The sequence below is a fragment of the Bradyrhizobium sp. STM 3809 genome (genome assembly GCF_000239795.1).
Classification (GTDB): Bacteria; Pseudomonadota; Alphaproteobacteria; order Rhizobiales; family Xanthobacteraceae; genus Bradyrhizobium.
Window position 1 is genome coordinate 15,426 of record NZ_CAFJ01000501.1, and the last position, 15,891, is coordinate 31,316.

The window sequence follows — 15,891 nt, forward strand, 5'->3', positions numbered from 1 at the left end:
CATGCGCTTTCGCCTTCGCCCTGCGGGCTTCGGCTGGCGCTCATGCGGGCTACGGGAGCGCGTCCGCCGCTTCGGTCGTGCGCTCGCCGCTGAACCACCGGGCCGCGGCGATCAGCACCGTGAACGTCGCGACCCACACCAGCCTTGCGCCGTAGCGGTCGTGCGGGCCGGAGATGACGCCGCAGATCATGGCGTTGCCGAGCAGCGCCAGCGTCACGGTGATGGCGAGCAGCGCGATGTCGTCGCGCCGCCGCCGCCAGATCGCATGCGCCGCAATCGCGGCCGCCGCCAGCATCGACGCGAGGGCCACAGGGACGTGCAGCCAGTTCACGACCGCGAAATTGATGTCCCAATGCTGCTGATGCGCGGCGCGCATCTGCCGGACCTGGGAGGGGATGTAGCGCTCGATGATCCCATAGGTGTGCGGCACCCATCCGCTGGTGCCTTCGCCGGTCGCGACATGCAGCAGCTGCTCGCCGGTGGCGATCGCCGCCGCCTTCGCCTGCCACAGCGGATAGGCGGCGAGCGACTGCTTCACGATGAAGCCCATCTCGTCGTTCATGCCCTCGAAGCGGCCGAGCTTGTTGAACATGGAGTTGCCCCAGAGAAAGTCGTCCGCGGTGGGCGGCAACTCGTTGCGATAGGGGCAGAGCTTCAGCTTCTCGCGCCCGCAATGATCGTTCAGATATTGCGCGACGATGCCGTCCTGCAGCATGCGGCCGAACGCGACGCCGGTGCCGCCGGGCGTCCACGCCAGCTGGCCGGACAACGCGAAGTTCGCGGCCAGCAGCATCGCCGCACCGACCACGATGGTCAGGCTGGCCTGGACCAGGCCGGACAGCGCGATCTGCCGGCGCAGGAACGGAAAGGCGATCCAGCCGGCGCAGCACAGGCCGAACAGCACGCCGAGCGTCGCGCTGTGGGTGGCGGAGGCAAACGCCACGAAGCCGAACAGCACGACCTTCTCCAGCGCCGAGGTCCGCTGCGCCTGCGTCACCAGGATGAACAGCGCCAGCACCGACAGCCCGGCGAAGATGTCGGTCAGCAGCATGCTGGCGAGCCAGGGCAGAGCGGTGGTCAGGATCAGCAGCAGGCCGATCCACAGCAGCCGCAGCGGCTGCGCCAGGCCGAGCACGCGCAAGGTGAGTTGCAGGATCCACAGGCTCGCCAGCGCCTGCAGGCCGAGATTGAGCCAGAAGCTGGAGCCCTCGCCGACGTGCAGATACAGCCCGAACACGGTCGACCGGCTCGGCACCAGATAGCCTTCGTACCAGCGCGCAAGGTATCCGCCGGTGTCCCACTGCAACAGCGGGTAACAGTTCCACAGCGCCGGCGCGACCAGGAAGAGCGGGAGGACGATGACGGGCAGCCACCAGGCCGATCCGGCCTCGGTCGTGCGTTCGTCCAGGATCTGAATGTTACTGATGCCTGCGTCCCCCGTTGCGGGCCACCCTGACCAAAATATGGTCAACGCGGTATTCACCAATAGACTCAAGCGCCGCCGCGCGACAAGCGGGCCCCGTGATCGGGCGGGGGACTGTGCCCCGTTCTGTCGGGCAGTGGTTCCTTCCTGCCGCGAGGATGGTACCGGGTAGCCTTGCCGGCGTTGATTCCGATCAAGGGAACCGCGCTCTCGGGGCCGGACGGCTTGATTTCCGGTTCCGGCTGACCACCTTGAGCCGACCGTCGACCTGGCGGGGTAATTTCGTCGTGATGGACCGTAACGGAAATGTCTCAATCCCGTGTTCTCTGCGCGCGAGGCTGACCGGAATGGATCGTCGACCTTGCCCGGTGTGCAGAGGACAGCATTCCCCGCGCCGTGCTATATTGCCTGCCCAGTGAACTCCCGCGAGACGCGCCCATGGCTATGCATCAGACCCATCCTCAGAGCGGAAAGCTGGCGACGCTCGATCCGATCTGGGATCGAATCCGCAACGAGGCTGAAGAGATCGTCCGCCGCGAGCCGGAGCTTGCGACCTTCATCTATTCGACAGTGCTGCATCACAGCCGGCTGGAGGATTCGGTGGTGCACCGCGTCGCCGACCGGCTCGATCATTCGGCACTGTCGGGCGACCTGATCCGCCAGACCTTCGACGATGCGCTGCGCGACGAGCCGGATCTCGGCCACGCCTTCCGCGCCGATCTCGTCGCCGTCTACGACCGCGATCCTGCGACGTCGCGCTTCATCGATCCCTTGCTCTACTTCAAGGGCTTCCACGCGCTCCAGACGCATCGCCTCGCGCATTGGCTGTATCGCAACAGCCGCAAGGACTTCGCGTTCTACCTGCAGAGCCGCTCCTCGGCGGTGTTCCAGACCGACATCAATCCGGCCGCCCGCATCGGCCGCGGCATCTTCCTCGATCACGCCACCGGCTTCGTCTGCGGCGAGACCGCGGTCATCGAGGACAACGTCTCGATCCTGCATGGCGTGACGCTCGGCGGCACCGGCAAGGAGAATGAGGATCGTCATCCGAAGATTCGTCACGGCGTGCTGATCGGCGCCGGCGCCAAGGTGCTCGGCAATATCGAGGTCGGCCATTGCGCGCGCATCGCGGCGGGATCGGTGGTGGTGAAGCCCGTGCCGAACAACGTCACGGTGGCCGGCGTGCCGGCCAAGATCGTCGGCGAGGCCGGCTGCGCCGAGCCGTCGCGCACCATGGACCAGATGATCAACGCGATCGGCATCTGAGCCGATCGTCGCGCGGTCTCAATCGCCAAAGTCAAGAGCTTTTCAACCACGGGATTTCGTGCGAACACATCGCTGTTCTGTGGATCTGACGATCCGCCATTGCCGCGGCGGATCGAATGTGAGATTCACCGCGTCCCTTTCAGGTCCGTGCCATGATGCCGGCGTCAGTGCCGGGATCGACGGAGTGAACTAACAAGCTTCGAGGACATGGACGCAAGCGCTGCGTCGCGTCCGAGAACGACAAGCAACCCCCGCTGAGATTGGAGATCACCCGTGGACGTTCAGGAAGTCAGGAAGCTCGACGCGTATCTGAAGCGCGTGTTCGGCAATCCCAAGATCCGCGTCGTGCCGCGGCCCAAGAAGGAAGATTCCGCCGAGGTCTATATCGGCGAGGAGTTCATCGGCGTCCTGTTCGTCGACGACGAGGACGATGACCGCTCGTTCCAGTTCCAGATGGCCATTCTGGAAGACGATCTGGTGGAGTAGGGCTGCGGCGCTCGATCCTCGCGAGGTTGGGCGCGCAGGTGCCATTGCGCCCTCTCCCCTTGTGGGAGAGGGCATGTATGACGGTGCGGCAGACCCGGTTCGGTGAGGGGTTCTCTCCACGAGCGATACGTGGAAAGAACCCCTCACCCAACCGCGCTCGTCGATGGGCCGTACATGCCCTCTCCCGCAAGGGGAGAGGGCGCGGTATCTGACAGTGGTGATCGCGTAGCCCGCATGAGCGCAGCGACATGCGGGTTCACACGCGCTGGACGTGAGAACCCCGATATCGCTGCGCTCACCCGGGCTACGAGCGGCGAACTACTTCACCGCATGCATCTGCGCAGTCAGGCGCTCCATCGCGGCGGCGACGTCCTGCCATTGCGACAGCCAGCTGCGCGGGAAGCGGAACACCATGTCGGCGCCGTCGACGCGGCGCTCGCTGAGGCACATGCCGGGCGTGGCCGCGTCGCGTGTGCAACGGGCCACCAGGGCCGGCTGCTCGGCGACGAACAGGTCCTCGACATCATAGGGCGTCCCGGCGCGGAAGCCGCGCATCGTCAATCCGTCCTGCACGGAAACGGCCGCCGGGTTCAGGTAGCGCGGGTAGATCGTGTTCAACCTGGCTTCCGGCGACAGGGCATCGTGATGTGCCGAGATCGACACGAAGATGCGGTCGATCGGATGCGGCGCCTGGTCGACCTGGTCGGCGGACACGTGATGCGGCGCCTCCGGCGGGGTCAGCGCGGGATAGTCGAAACCGAGATCGACGCGCTCCTGCGGGCCGGTGTGGCGCTGGATCTTCACGCGGATGGCGGCCGAGGGCACGTTGAAGATGGTGCCGCCGATGCTGACCGGCAGGCGCTCGGGTCCCGTGTAGGCGCCGGCCCGCCAGGTCGGCCACAGCAGATAGGCGACCACGGCCACGGCCGATGCCGCCAGCACGCAGCCGATCACGATCGGCACGGCATGGCCATGTCCGTGCGAAGGGCGGGCACTGCGGACCGAGAACATCGTCATGGCGGGCAGGGGGTCTCCGGGGCGAATCACTGCCGACTATGCCACGCCGTTGCGGCTTTCTGCAGGATCTTACCCGCGTGAGCCCGCGCGCCGGGCGCGGCCGGAGTTAACCCTTCCTTAAGGATAATGTGGCGCGCGGCGCGGGATTTTGCCAAACCAGCATCGGGCAGTTCTGCAAGTTGAGTGAGTGCGTACGATGTCGGCAGAGGCGTTCAATTCCCTGTTCTCTCTCCTGATCGGTTTCGCCTTGGCCGGCGCCCTGGCGAGCGGCTACCAGGCCTATGCCGAGCGTCCGCCCGGCTTCGAGCTGCTGCACGAAGGCGTCACGCCGCGCCGCTTCGCCGCCGTGCCGTTCCTGGTGTTCGCGGCCCCCTTCATCATCATGCGCAACACCCTGCGCGGCGCCCGCATCGAGCGCCGCCGCTTCGAGTTCGTGATGCTGGCGACCGTGATCGCCGGCTTCTGGAGCATGATGTGCGGGACGTTTCTGCTGATGACGCTGCGCGCCGCCGGCGTGCTCGCCTGAGTTCCCGATCGCGTCGGCAGCGGCGCGGTTGCTTGAACTCGCGGCCGCTGCTGTGCCAAGGTCTCGCGCGAACGGGAGACCTCGATGGCCATCTACGAACTCGACGGGCAGGCGCCCGAGCTGCCGGCGGACGGTAACTACTACATCGCCGAGAATGCCACCGTGATCGGTCGCGTGAAGCTCGCGAAGGAGGTCACCGTCTGGTTCGGCGCCGTCATCCGTGGCGACAATGACTGGATCGAGATCGGCGAAAGCTCCAACATCCAGGACAATGCGACCTGTCACGTCGATCCCGGCTTTCCGCTGCGCGTCGGCCGCAACGTCACTGTGGGGCACAACGTCATCCTGCATGGCTGCACGGTCGAGGACGATGCGCTGATCGGCATGGGCTCGATCATCATGAACGGCGCCCATATCCGCCGCGGCAGTGTCGTCGGCGCCGGCGCGATCATCACCGAAGGCAAGGACTTCCCGGAATATTCGCTGATCATCGGCGCGCCCGCGCGTGTCGTGCGCACGCTGGAGCCGGCGCAGGTCGAGCGCATGGGCATCGCCGCCAAGGCCTATGTGGCCAAGGGGCCGCGCTATACCAAGGGTCTGAAGAAGATCGGATGAGGCGGCGCCTTAAGCGCACGCCTCACGTGCCTTCGGATTCGCCGGCCTCGCGCGCCATGGCGATCCGCTCATGGCCGCTCGCCCACAGCGCATGCTGCTCGCTGCCGTCCTGATAGGGGTTGGCTTCGGCCGGAATGTTCTCCCGCGCGGCGCGCTGGCCCTGCTCGAACGGATCGGGGTCGGTGCTCATGCTGCGGTCCTGCTCCTCTGCCTCGGTTTCGTCTTTGTCCGGGTCGCCCGCGCTGTCTTGTGTGCCGGCCTTGCCGCGGCGCCCTCGTTGTCCTCGGCCGCGCTCCTGCGCAGCGCGTCCTTCAGGTCGGCCGGCACGCCGTGCTTCTCCAGCAGGTCCATGAACGCCTCATCGGCGAGATCCTGCAGGCTGAGCATCTGATCGCGGCCGAGCTGCTTGAGCTTGTCGAACGTGTCCTCGTCGAAGGCGATCAGCTTACGCACCAGTCCTTGCTCTCCTCGCGCCATCAATCCTCTCCCGTCGGCATTGGTTCCGGAACGCGCTCTGCCCGGTCGGGTTGAACCCTAAAGGGAGAACATCCGATGGCCAGGTTTTCATTCGGAACATTGATCGTGATCGCAGGTCTCACCACGGCGACGGCCGCCTTCGCGCAGAGCGGTGGGGGTGGTGGTGGCGGAGGCGGCGCGGGCGGCGGAGCGAGCGCCAGCGGCGGCGCTGCCGGCGGGGCGGCAACGGGTGGCACAGCGGGCGCCGGGACGGCCGGCAGCAGCCCCAGCGCCGGGGCGTCAACAGGAGCGGCCAGCGGGACGGTCGGCACGGGAACGACCGGGATCGGCGGCTCGGCCTCCGGAAATGCCGCCGGCCTCGGCACCACGCCGGGCAATCCAAACGGCACCAATAATGGCGCGCGGCTGTCCCAGCCGGGCGCGACCGGCGTCAACGGGACCAACAGCCTCGGCACCGCGCAATCGTCGGGCTCAGGCGCGAGCGGGGCAGGCTCCACCAACTCCGGCGTCACGACAGGCACCGGCCGTGGGGCCGGCGGGACTGCAGCGACGGGGCCGAACCGGGCGGGGGGCGACGGCACGGGAGACGCCGAGATCCAGAAGGAAAACCAGAAGGTCGATCAGAAGGTGAAGAGCATCTGCCGAGGTTGCTGATCGTTGCCACGGCCTCGCCTGTCACGCGTAGACACCCGATCGCGCAGATGTGAGCGGGTATGCCCGCGAGCTGTTCCAAATCAGGCTTTAAGGATCGCGACGGTAATGACGCGGCTGTCATGACCTGGCTGAATTTGGAGATGGATCGATGCGAAAGACTTGGATGGGATTGGCGGCGGCCGGCGTGATCGCGCTGACGATGGCGCCCGGCGCGGCGTCGGCGCGCGGCTTCCATCACGGCTTCTACCACCACGGCTTCGGACCCGGCTTCGCGATCGGCTTCGGCTTCGGCTATCCTTATTACTACGGCGGCTATCCGTACGGCTACTACCCCTACACCTATGAGGATCTGGGCGGCTGCTACGTCGTCAAGAGGCGCGTGCGGACAGCGCACGGTTGGCGCCTTCGTCCGGTGGAAGTCTGCGAGTAGGTGAACCTGGGAGCGGTGTGGCGCGTTGGTCGCTCACTTCGCCTTAACGATATCCCGTCACGATTCGTTGCCGCTGCTGATGATCACGGCGGCAATGGAGAAAGAGCTGGCGCAACGCTTGCATGGATCCAGGCATGATGAACTCACTCACATCCCCTGAACTCACCTTCGTCTTCATGGGCGTCGTCGTCAGCCTCGGCGTCGCGCTGGTCTGGATGGCCTGGGAGCTCGAGCAGGGCGCCCGCCAGCCGGCAAGGGTGCGGCGGCGGCGCTGATCTGAAAATCCTGCTTTGAATGTAGCGTGGGCCAAGGCGCAGCCGCGCTCTCGCCACGTGCGAGATAGCAATGGCGCCGTGCCCACCATGTTGCAGCGGAGCATGCCGCCCAACGGTTGGCATGCTGCCGCCCTCGGCGGCTGCTTTGCCCACCGTCCGTGACCGTGCTTGAGCTCAGCTAACTCAGCACACCATATTTCTTGAACCACGCCTGCATCTGCGACCACGCATCCTCCGCCGCCTCCTTGCGGTAGCTCGGACGGTAGTCGGCGTGGAAGCCGTGCGGCGCGCCGGGATAGAGCTTGAACTCGGCGGTCTTCTTGTTCTCCGCGAGCGCGGCCTTCATCGCCTCCACGCTGGCGACGGGAATGCCGGTGTCGGCCTCGCCGTAGAGACCGAGCACGGGCGCCTTCATCTCCGGCGCGAGCTGTGCCGGGCTCTTGGGAAAGGCCGGGCTGGGCGGATCGGTGAGCGGGCCGTAGAAGGCGACGCCGGCCTTTAGCGCGCCGTTGTGAGCCGCGTATTCCCAGACATTGCGGCCGCCGCGGCAGAAGCCGACGATGCCGAGACGCGAGGTGTCGCCGCCCTGCGACTTGGCCCAGGCCACCGTCGCGTCGAGATCCGACAGCAATTCCGCATCAGGCTTTGCGTTCACGATCGGCAGCAGGTCCTTGATGTCGGTGATCTTCGTGAGGTCGGTGCCCTTGCGGAAGTAGTAGTCCGGCGCCACCGCGAACGCGCCGAGCTTGGCGAGGCGGCGGGTGACATCCTTGATGTATTGGTGCAGGCCGAAGATCTCCATCGCGACCAGCACGACCGGCGGATTGCTGGCGCTGGAGGGCCGGGCGAAATACACCGGCATCTCGCCGTCGGCGACCTTGACCTTGGCGTCGCCGGCATTGAGGCCGGTGGTGTCGGTGGTGATGACCTCGGCGCGGACGGGACCCGCCGCCAGCGTGTAGCCCGCCGTCACGGCGGCCGATGCGGTCATGAAGCCGCGGCGCGAGAAGGGGGCGACTTTGGTCAGTCCGATGACGTCGGACGTCGGGGCAGGTTCGGCAGCCATGCGGGCTCCTCTGGACGTGGGGGCGCATTGAGCCGAGAAGTCCAGGGGAAAAGCAAGTCACCAGCCGGAGAGCGGGCGATCAGGCGGTGCCGTTTCGCCAGCTGCGCGCCACCAGGGCCGGACAAAGAACAAGGCCGTCGGCGCAGTATGGCGCCAACGACCTTGCCAGCCCCGGATATTGAAATTGGCCCTGCGCCATCCTGAAATTGGCTCGCCATCCGGTAACCGCAAGATGGCCCGATTCCGCGTTCCGCCTGTGTGAAGCACTTCACAAGGCTCCGGGAATATTCGGCAGGAATTGTACTGGGAGGCGGCCGTGGGACGCCTAGCCGCGGTTGCGACGAGCGCGGTGGCCGCTGCGGCTCGCATGCGAGCGCGCCCTTATGTTGCGGTTGCGCGGCGGCGAGGCCTGCTCGGAGGATTGCGTGCTGGCAAACGACTGCCGCAGCCCGTCGATCGACTCCTTCAGGGTCGAGACCTGGTCGGACAGGCGCTTGGTGTCGGCCTGCTGCGCGGCGATCAGGCGGCGCATGCTCTGCAATTGTTCCTGCATCATCTGCAGCTGATCGATGGATTCCTGCTGGGTGGCCTCGAGGCCCTTGGTCTTTTCCACCAGCTGCTCGGAGGCCTGCACCGTCCGGGCCTGCAGCTGCCGCGTGACCGCGCCGCGCTCGGCTTCGACCGGCGTCCCGGCATAGGCCCGCCACAGCGCGATGCCGCCGATGCCGGCGACCAGGACCAGGAGGGTGGCGGCGGCGAGTGCGATCGGTTGCGAGCTCTTGACGGAACCTGTCGCGGCCTTGTCGAGATAGCGTGTGGTGTCGCGCGTCACCGGGTTCATCACCAAACCACCCACAATCGGAAAAAAGCTTCGGAAGCCGGTCCGAAAAAAGGAACGGCGAAAAGGCGTTGCAGTCGGACCGGTCCGCGGGAGCAAAAACGCAGTCCCGCCGGAGGCGATCCCGGCCGCAAGACTTTATTAGCAAATCCGACAAAAGAGAGGCTCGCAAACCCGAAAAACTGCGGCCGGAGGGGTCCGGCGCAGCGATATCTGCGTCATCAGGGGGCCGGTCGAGGTCCGACCCCAGCAGGACCAGGGACTTACTGGGTCGCGTTACAGTTCCGGCAGATCGTGAGCTTCTGCTTCAGGCGGGCCTCGTCGGCCATGTCGGCCGCCTGTTCTTCCTCATAGGTCATGCGTCCACTGCGATTGCCGTAGCTCGACTGCGCCGACATCACGTCGATCCGCGAGTCGCCCCGGCGCTTGCCGCCCTTGCGCGCGGAGGTGCCGATATCGGGCTCCGTGGCCATGTCGTTGTCGGATTCGGAGGAGGCGACCCGGCCATCCCAATCGGCCGCCGCATTGGTCGTCTGCGGAGCGGCCATGACCACCTTGGGCGCAGCCGCCACCGCCGGCGCCGCCGCAGGCGGATCGGCCGAGGCCATCGGACCGGAACACCCGGTTCCGGACATGCAGCAGTTCGCCAGGGTCAGGGCCGCGGCAACGAGCACCGCACTTCGCAGGATCATGATCATGCCGACAACCTAAACCCGACCGTCGAGGGAAGACAAGGTTGGCCGGCCGTTCGCCGCGCCCCGCCTGCGACATATCGTCAAAGCAAGGCCAAAAAAAGTTGCGGCCAGGCCTTGGGGGAGGCCTGGCCGCGCGCGAACCGGTCTGGGACGGGGAGGGGTGGGGATGTGACCGGGTCGCGCAACTCGATGTCCTGTTGTCGCGTCCGCTCTCGAACGCTTCAGCGTTCGCGGGCGCTCGCGGTGGCCACTGCCGGTCGGCCGTCGCCGAGCGAGACCCAGACGTTCGGGTCGCTCTGCGACTGCCGCTTGACGAAGCGGTAGCCGGTTTCGGTCCAGGCGAGGACGTTCTCGTTCTGATTGTCGAGAATGTATTCGCCCTTGTCGGTCTTCACGGTGAGGACGGCATGCCCTTCACCCTTCTTGTCGCGCACCACCGTGATCAGCAGCGCCTCGCGGGGCCAGCCGGCATCGATCAGCAGCTTGCGCTTCAGCAGCACGTAGTCCTCGCAGTCGCCATAGCCGTCCGTTGGCAGCGACCATTTCTCGACCACGCCCCAATGGTCCATGTCGGTGATGGGCTTGACGTTCTCGTTGACCCACCGGTTCACCTTTAGCAGATCACGCCAGGCGGTCTGGGACAGCACGATGTCGCGGGGCTGCGACGCACCGCCGCGGCATTCATCAGGGGTCTCGGTGCAGAACTCGATCCAGCCGATCGGGGCCCGCGTGGTGTCGCCGAGGCTCGCATAGAGCACGCGGTCATCACCGGCATGCGCCATCGTCCCCATCGCCATCAGGATGGCTGCGACCGCCAATCCCTTCGCCTGTCCCGTCCGCTTGACCATTTTGGCCCCCGTTTTCGTTGGGACCATGTGTCTCACAAAGATTTTTCGCTGCCGCTAAATCGCCACGATGGATTTGACGAAAACCCAATTCAAACAAAGCGCTAATTAGGATCTTTGTTGAATCGAATAAGCCTAAAATTTGAATCGATCGCAATTGGTTCAAATGCGCCGCATTAAGCCGCGGACCGCTTTGATTGCAGGCTCGGCGCTGCCTTTCATGTCGCATGTTAACTGCGCTGAACGCGGCGTGCGGTCGCCGAACGCAGCACGGCGCCCGTGGGGGCGGGCGCCGTGTGATCCGTGAAGTTGCGGGATTTGCGCGAGTTGCGGCTTTACCGGGCGGTAACGCTCTCTTCGAGCGTTTCGGCGAGCTGCGGATGCATGAACTCGATGGCGAAGCCGCCTTCGAGATTGCGCACCACGCGCGCCTGCACGCGGCCGAGCATGACCTGCGATTTCAGCGGCGGCTTGCTCTCGGCCGCGATGGCCGCGCCCGACAGCGACATGTCGATGATGCGGCAGGTCATCTTGGTGCCGTCCTCGAGGGTGAGCACCGCGATCGGGTTGCGCGGAATGATACGGTCGTGGCGGCGATCCTCCGGCAGATTGAGGATGTCGCGGTTGGCGAGCCAGGTCAGCTGCGCGGCGAGCTTGTCGCGCTTGCGCGCGGTGGCGCCGATCGTCATCGCAAAGCCGTTGTCGATGATGCGGGTGATCTTGCCCTCGACGCGGCCGATATGGTCGAGATAGGCGATGACGCGGTCGCCGACATTGCCGATGCCGGGCGCGAGCAGCGCGAGCCCGCCGGGCGACATGTTGATCACCTGACAGGGATACTCCCGCCGGTCCGGCAGCATGTAGCGGCCGAGCAGGTGAACCTTCACGCGCTGGAAACGGCGGCGCTCCTCGGCGGCCGGAAGAGACTGTTTGATGTTCGGCAACGCCATGTTTCGCCACTCAAAGCCGGCTCTTAGCAGCGCCGGGGGATCCAGCAACGAAACTAAATCCTGCAGGGTTAATTCAGCGTTATCGCGCATCACGTCGCCCGCATGAGCGCACGCGACAAGCGGGTTCATCGCGACGGCGGATGAGATTTCCGGCAATTCCCCCGCATCCGCCGCCCTCGCGGCCAAGACGTACGTCCAGCGGCGATCTCACGACGAGAGGTCTTGAACCCGCATGTCGCTTGCGCTCATGCGGGCTACGGCAGCTCTCAGCGCAATCCCTCATACACCATCAGCCCCCGCGCGAGCGCCAGCTTGCGCAAGGCGCGCGGCACGATCGGCTCGACCGGCGGATGGATGTAGCGCCAGGACACGATTTCGAGCGGGCCGAGCGCACCTTGCGGCGTTTCGAACGGGGCGAGCAGTCCGGTCAGGCTGATCGGCTCATGCGCGCGCGTCGCGAACGGCAACAGCAGCAGCTCGAAATGCGCCGTGCTGCGATCCGGCGCCGCCGCCGTCACGCCGGCGATGGCCGGCAGCGTCTCCTCGGCGACGACGGTCGCGATCTCCGCGATCTCGCGCCGGCTCGGTTGCGAGAAATGCGCCGGAAAACTCTTGTCCTTGACGTCGCCGCCGAGCAGGGCGCACAGCCGCGTGCCGGCCATGCGGAACGGAAATTCGGCGTCGGCATCGCACGACAGCACGAAGATGTCGCCGAGCAGTTCGCGCACGGCCGATGGTTCGAACTCGCTGCGCTCCGGCGCCTTGGCGTGGCCGCGCCTGTCGTTCCAATAGGCGAAGAGCTCGCGATTGGACGGATGTTTCATCTGAAGACCCCTCGCGCCCTCGACGTCGTCGGGACATCGCTGTCCCGCTTTCGTCCAGGCGCCTCCCTGGATTGTTGTCGCAGGAGGGGCGGTGCAGCGTCCATGCCGATGGTGCGATCGTGCCGGCTTTCTCCCGATCTTCCGCGCGTTAAGGTTAAATTAACGATGTGCTTGGCACGGCGCACGGGATCGTTAAGAAAGCGTTCATCAGGTCGCGGCCGGAAGGTGGAAGGTCCGCCGCGATCGATGTGGGTACACGAAGGCGGCGTCAAACACGTCCGGTCGTCGCGACGGGGAGGGGTGGGGATAACAAACCCAGGGCTTCCCGGACGCACAAGAAAGACCGGCGATCTTGCGAGGGAGGGCTTTCTCAGGGCTCTCCCTCATTCTTTTTCGGACCCCCCGCAACCCCTTTCGGCCATCGGGACGCACATCAACTCTGCATGTGTGCGCTTGCACAACGCCGCCAAAGCCGCCTATCTGACGGTCCTGTCCTCCGTCGAAGGCGTGCGTTCCCTTGGATTCCCCGTCAGATCTCACGCAACAGCAACCGCTTCAGGCCCCGCGCGAGCCGATCCTGAGCCTGCCGGGGGCGCTGACGGCCTACATCCTCCTGATCGCGGTGATCCATCTGCGCGTGCTGCTGCCGGACGAATGGGACAGCTGGATCATCGACCTGTTCGCCTTCGTCCCGAAACGATACGACCTGACGCTGCTCGACGGCGCGTTTCCCGGCGGCACGCCGGCCAAGTTCTGGACGTTCGTCAGCTACTCGCTGCTGCATGCCAACCTGACCCATATCGGCTTCAACGTGCTCTGGCTGCTGCCGTTCGGCAGCGCGCTGGCGCGCCGCTTCGGCGCGATCAGGTTCTATCTGTTCATGGCGGTCACGGCGGCCGGCGGCGCGCTCGCGCATCTCATCACCCATGAGCACGAGCTGGCGCCGATGATCGGTGCGTCGGCCTCGGTGTCCGGCGCGATGGCGGCCGCCATGCGCTTTGCCTTCGTCCAAGGCGGCTTCCTGTCGTTCGGCCGCGGCGATGCCGATGAGGCGGCGAGGGTGCCCGCGCTGTCGCTGTCGCATGCGCTGCGCAATTCGCGCGTGCTTGCTTTCCTGGGAGTCTGGTTCGGCGTCAACATCGTGTTCGGCGCCTTCGACCTCACGCCCGGCGCCGAGGGCGCCAGCGTCGCCTGGCAGGCGCATATCGGCGGCTTCCTCGCCGGGCTCGTGCTGTTCGCCCTGTTCGATCCGATTCCGCATGTGCGTGAAGATGCTGCACCTGCGCTGCCGTCCGAGCCGGTCGACAGTTAGTTGCCTCCAAGCCGTGCTTGCGGGCGCGCGTGAATTCATCCATCATTTGCGTTCGATGCAACCGGGGCTCGATTCCGGGCAAATAACGGCAGGTGAGTTTTCGGCCGCGGGCCGACCTGCCGAGCGCAGTGCAACCAGAGCGCGCGAGGTCAAGACGTGACGGGTGCACTGCCGGACTGTTGATTGAAACTCCTGACTGAACGATCGGCTTGACTGAACACTGCTGCAAGCATCGGCCGCCAGACGCCTCGCTCAAGAAGGCGCATCGGCCTCTCAAGGAGACGAGCAATGACAGTACGTGCGATCCTCGACACCAAGGGCCACAAGGTCGAGAGCGTCGAAGCTCAGACCACACTCGCCGAAGCCGCCAAGCTGCTCGCCGACCGCAGGATCGGCGCGGTGCTGGTGATGGCGGGCACGCGGATGGAGGGCATTCTTTCCGAGCGCGACATCGTCCGCTCGCTCGGCGAGCGCGGGGCCGCCGCGCTGACCGAGCCGGTGTCGAGCGTGATGACGCGGCGCGTCGTCAGCTGCCGGCCGGCCGACACGGTCGCCGAGATCATGGAGATGATGACCAACGGCAAGTTCCGTCATCTGCCGGTGATCGAGGGCGGCCTCGTCGTCGGCCTGATCTCGATCGGCGACGTCGTGAAGTGGCGCGTCCAGGAATACGAGAACGAGCAGGAAGCGCTGCGTCAGTATATCAAGACGGCCTGACGTCAGGACGGCGTCGTCCCGCCATTGGCCGGCGCGGTCGCGCCGATCGCCTCATGGATCGAATCCAGCGCACGTTCGGCCGCCCTGGTGCCGAACGCGATGAGATCGGCCGCGCGATGAAAATCGAACCAGCCGATCTGGCCGACGCGCGGCGAGATCAGCAGGTCGGGCGGATCGCCGGCGAGCCGGGCGCGGGTGATGCGGTCCTGCATGATGTTGAAGGCGTCGACCATCACCGAGGAGATCCCCGGCCGGCCGCCTTCGCCGAAGAACTGCCGCTTCACCGCGCGTTCGGGCGAGAACAGCCTGCGGAAGCGCCGCTTGGGTTGGGTCTTGGCCGGCGCGCTCTCCATCACCGTTTCCGGCACCTCGACCGGCTGGCCATGCGAGTAGATCGTCGTCGAATGCGTGAACACGTCGCTGGACAGGTTGGCGGCAATGACGATCTCGGCGCCGAGCGCACGCGCGGCCGACACCGGCACCGGATTGACCATGGCGCCGTCGACCAGCCAGCGGTCGCCGATCAGCACCGGCGCGAAGATGCCGGGCAGGGCGTAGGAGGCGCGCATCGCGTCGACCAGGCTGCCATGGGTCAGCCAGATCTCGTGCCCGGTGCGGATCTCGGTCGCCACCGTCGCGACCTTCATCGGCAGGTCCTCGATGGCCACGCGGCCGAGCGAGGCCTCGAGCTGGGCGGCGAGCTTCTCGCCGCCGATCAGGCCGGAGCCGTTGAGGCGGATGTCGAGATAGCCGAGCACGTTGCGCATCTGCAGGCTGCGCGCCCACTCCTCCAGCACATCGAGCTGGCCCGCGGCATAGGCGCCGCCGACCACCGCGCCGATCGAGGTGCCGACCACCACGTCGGGCACGATGCCGTGCGCCATCAGGGTGCGGATCACGCCGATATGCGCAAAGCCGCGCGCCGCGCCGCCGCCGAGCGCCAGGCCGATCACCGGCTTGCGAATCGCGCCGAGCCCGACATTGCCGCCGTCTGCGCCCTGGCGGCGTCCCATCAAGATGTCCAGCACCGTCGTCGTCTCCACGCTTACGCCATTCGGCGACGCGCGGCCGGCCGCTGCGTCGCCATGTCCCGGAGCAGCCTAGCAGAAGCATCCTTTATGCCGGTTGACGGGCGGAGCAGATGCCGCCGATTTGATATGCGGCGCGATCGCGCGATCGCGCGATGTCGCGGGCAGGGCGTCCTGCCGGTCCGGGCGACGCCGTATCGCGCCGGCACAGTTCCCTGTATCACGACAGCAGAGGCTTGAATTTGCCCCGTTTTCGGTCAAAAGCAGGATGATGACGAGAGGGCGTGCGTTCCCCAGATTCCGGCGCGCCGGGCGGCTGTCCTGGCCGGTCGTTGCCGTTGCATGCCTGCTCACCGCCTCGCCCGCGACGGCGCAGCTGTTCAGCGATCGTCCGCCGCCGGTGCCGCCGGCCTCGGTGCCGGATCCCGGCGCAGCCGTGAGTCTCGC

20 protein-coding genes are annotated in these 15,891 nt (G+C 66.2%); 9 read left to right on the forward strand and 11 right to left on the reverse strand.

From position 1 onward, the window contains the following. Positions 1 to 49: 49 nt before the first annotated feature. Positions 50 to 1,471: a hypothetical protein gene (locus BRAS3809_RS23150; protein ID WP_008964465.1), complete on the reverse strand. Its 1,422-nt coding sequence runs from the start codon at positions 1,469 to 1,471 to the stop codon at positions 50 to 52. Between the two features lie 390 nt (positions 1,472 to 1,861). Between BRAS3809_RS23150 and cysE the strand changes: the two genes are divergently transcribed. Both cysE and BRAS3809_RS23160 read left to right on the forward strand, forming a co-directional pair. After that, the gene (gene cysE / locus BRAS3809_RS23155) at positions 1,862 to 2,689 is read left to right on the forward strand and encodes a serine O-acetyltransferase (protein WP_008964466.1); all 828 of its coding nucleotides are present in this window, start codon (positions 1,862 to 1,864) and stop codon (positions 2,687 to 2,689) included. Between the two features lie 273 nt (positions 2,690 to 2,962). Then, positions 2,963 to 3,175, forward strand: a complete 213-nt coding sequence (locus BRAS3809_RS23160; protein WP_006611186.1) for a DUF3126 family protein — start codon at positions 2,963 to 2,965, stop codon at positions 3,173 to 3,175. A gap of 318 nt (positions 3,176 to 3,493) precedes the next feature. Here BRAS3809_RS23160 and BRAS3809_RS23165 read toward each other — a convergent pair whose 3' ends face one another. Further along, a complete protein-coding gene (locus BRAS3809_RS23165; protein WP_008964467.1) occupies positions 3,494 to 4,192 on the reverse strand; it encodes a hypothetical protein in 699 nt (232 codons plus the stop codon). Between the two features lie 196 nt (positions 4,193 to 4,388). Between BRAS3809_RS23165 and BRAS3809_RS23170 the strand changes: the two genes are divergently transcribed. After that, a complete protein-coding gene (locus BRAS3809_RS23170) occupies positions 4,389 to 4,718 on the forward strand; it encodes a DUF6949 family protein (protein ID WP_008964469.1) in 330 nt (109 codons plus the stop codon). An 84-nt stretch (positions 4,719 to 4,802) separates the two neighbouring features. Continuing rightward, entirely contained in the window at positions 4,803 to 5,333 is a 531-nt protein-coding gene (locus BRAS3809_RS23175; protein ID WP_008964470.1) for a gamma carbonic anhydrase family protein, read from the forward strand. A gap of 22 nt (positions 5,334 to 5,355) precedes the next feature. Here BRAS3809_RS23175 and BRAS3809_RS36765 read toward each other — a convergent pair whose 3' ends face one another. Both BRAS3809_RS36765 and BRAS3809_RS23180 read right to left on the reverse strand, forming a co-directional pair. Beyond that, positions 5,356 to 5,523, reverse strand: coding sequence for a hypothetical protein (locus BRAS3809_RS36765; protein ID WP_008964471.1), 168 nt, complete (start codon positions 5,521 to 5,523; stop codon positions 5,356 to 5,358). After that, complete coding sequence (locus BRAS3809_RS23180) at positions 5,520 to 5,810, reverse strand: hypothetical protein (RefSeq protein ID WP_008964472.1); 291 nt, start codon at positions 5,808 to 5,810, stop codon at positions 5,520 to 5,522. Before BRAS3809_RS23180 ends, BRAS3809_RS36765 begins: the two co-directional genes overlap by 4 nt. Positions 5,811 to 5,885: 75 nt before the next feature. Here BRAS3809_RS23180 and BRAS3809_RS23185 point away from each other — a divergent pair, with 75 nt between their 5' ends. The 3 genes from BRAS3809_RS23185 (at position 5,886) to BRAS3809_RS36770 (ending at position 7,169) form a co-directional block, all read left to right on the forward strand. Beyond that, the gene (locus tag BRAS3809_RS23185; RefSeq protein WP_008964473.1) at positions 5,886 to 6,464 is read left to right on the forward strand and encodes a hypothetical protein; all 579 of its coding nucleotides are present in this window, start codon (positions 5,886 to 5,888) and stop codon (positions 6,462 to 6,464) included. Positions 6,465 to 6,612: 148 nt separating this feature from the next. Further along, a complete protein-coding gene (locus BRAS3809_RS23190; RefSeq protein ID WP_008964474.1) occupies positions 6,613 to 6,894 on the forward strand; it encodes a hypothetical protein in 282 nt (93 codons plus the stop codon). A 134-nt stretch (positions 6,895 to 7,028) separates the two neighbouring features. After that, a complete protein-coding gene (locus BRAS3809_RS36770) occupies positions 7,029 to 7,169 on the forward strand; it encodes a hypothetical protein (protein WP_170323320.1) in 141 nt (46 codons plus the stop codon). Positions 7,170 to 7,347: 178 nt separating this feature from the next. On the opposite strand, the gene BRAS3809_RS23195 is transcribed toward BRAS3809_RS36770, so the two are convergent. From BRAS3809_RS23195 to BRAS3809_RS23220, 6 genes are all read right to left on the reverse strand, one after another. Then, positions 7,348 to 8,160: a dienelactone hydrolase family protein gene (locus BRAS3809_RS23195; RefSeq protein ID WP_008964476.1), complete on the reverse strand. Its 813-nt coding sequence runs from the start codon at positions 8,158 to 8,160 to the stop codon at positions 7,348 to 7,350. Positions 8,161 to 8,560: 400 nt separating this feature from the next. Then, on the reverse strand, positions 8,561 to 9,076 hold the full coding sequence (locus BRAS3809_RS23200) for a hypothetical protein (RefSeq protein WP_008964477.1): 516 nt from the start codon (positions 9,074 to 9,076) through the stop codon (positions 8,561 to 8,563). Positions 9,077 to 9,336: 260 nt separating this feature from the next. Further along, positions 9,337 to 9,771: a hypothetical protein gene (locus tag BRAS3809_RS23205; protein WP_240535750.1), complete on the reverse strand. Its 435-nt coding sequence runs from the start codon at positions 9,769 to 9,771 to the stop codon at positions 9,337 to 9,339. A gap of 218 nt (positions 9,772 to 9,989) precedes the next feature. Then, positions 9,990 to 10,616, reverse strand: coding sequence for a transglutaminase-like cysteine peptidase (locus BRAS3809_RS23210; RefSeq protein WP_035657836.1), 627 nt, complete (start codon positions 10,614 to 10,616; stop codon positions 9,990 to 9,992). A 332-nt stretch (positions 10,617 to 10,948) separates the two neighbouring features. Then, positions 10,949 to 11,563, reverse strand: coding sequence for a PilZ domain-containing protein (locus BRAS3809_RS23215; protein WP_035657839.1), 615 nt, complete (start codon positions 11,561 to 11,563; stop codon positions 10,949 to 10,951). Positions 11,564 to 11,829: 266 nt separating this feature from the next. After that, a complete protein-coding gene (locus BRAS3809_RS23220) occupies positions 11,830 to 12,387 on the reverse strand; it encodes a PAS domain-containing protein (protein WP_008964482.1) in 558 nt (185 codons plus the stop codon). A 517-nt stretch (positions 12,388 to 12,904) separates the two neighbouring features. Between BRAS3809_RS23220 and BRAS3809_RS23225 the strand changes: the two genes are divergently transcribed. Together BRAS3809_RS23225 and BRAS3809_RS23230 are read left to right on the forward strand one after the other, a co-directional pair. After that, positions 12,905 to 13,699, forward strand: a complete 795-nt coding sequence (locus BRAS3809_RS23225; RefSeq protein ID WP_008964483.1) for a rhomboid family intramembrane serine protease — start codon at positions 12,905 to 12,907, stop codon at positions 13,697 to 13,699. A 288-nt stretch (positions 13,700 to 13,987) separates the two neighbouring features. Continuing rightward, positions 13,988 to 14,416: a CBS domain-containing protein gene (locus BRAS3809_RS23230; protein WP_008964484.1), complete on the forward strand. Its 429-nt coding sequence runs from the start codon at positions 13,988 to 13,990 to the stop codon at positions 14,414 to 14,416. A 2-nt stretch (positions 14,417 to 14,418) separates the two neighbouring features. Here the strand turns inward: BRAS3809_RS23230 and BRAS3809_RS23235 are convergent, their stop codons facing one another. Next, entirely contained in the window at positions 14,419 to 15,444 is a 1,026-nt protein-coding gene (locus BRAS3809_RS23235) for a patatin-like phospholipase family protein (RefSeq protein WP_008964485.1), read from the reverse strand. Between the last annotated feature and the right edge of the window lie 447 nt (positions 15,445 to 15,891).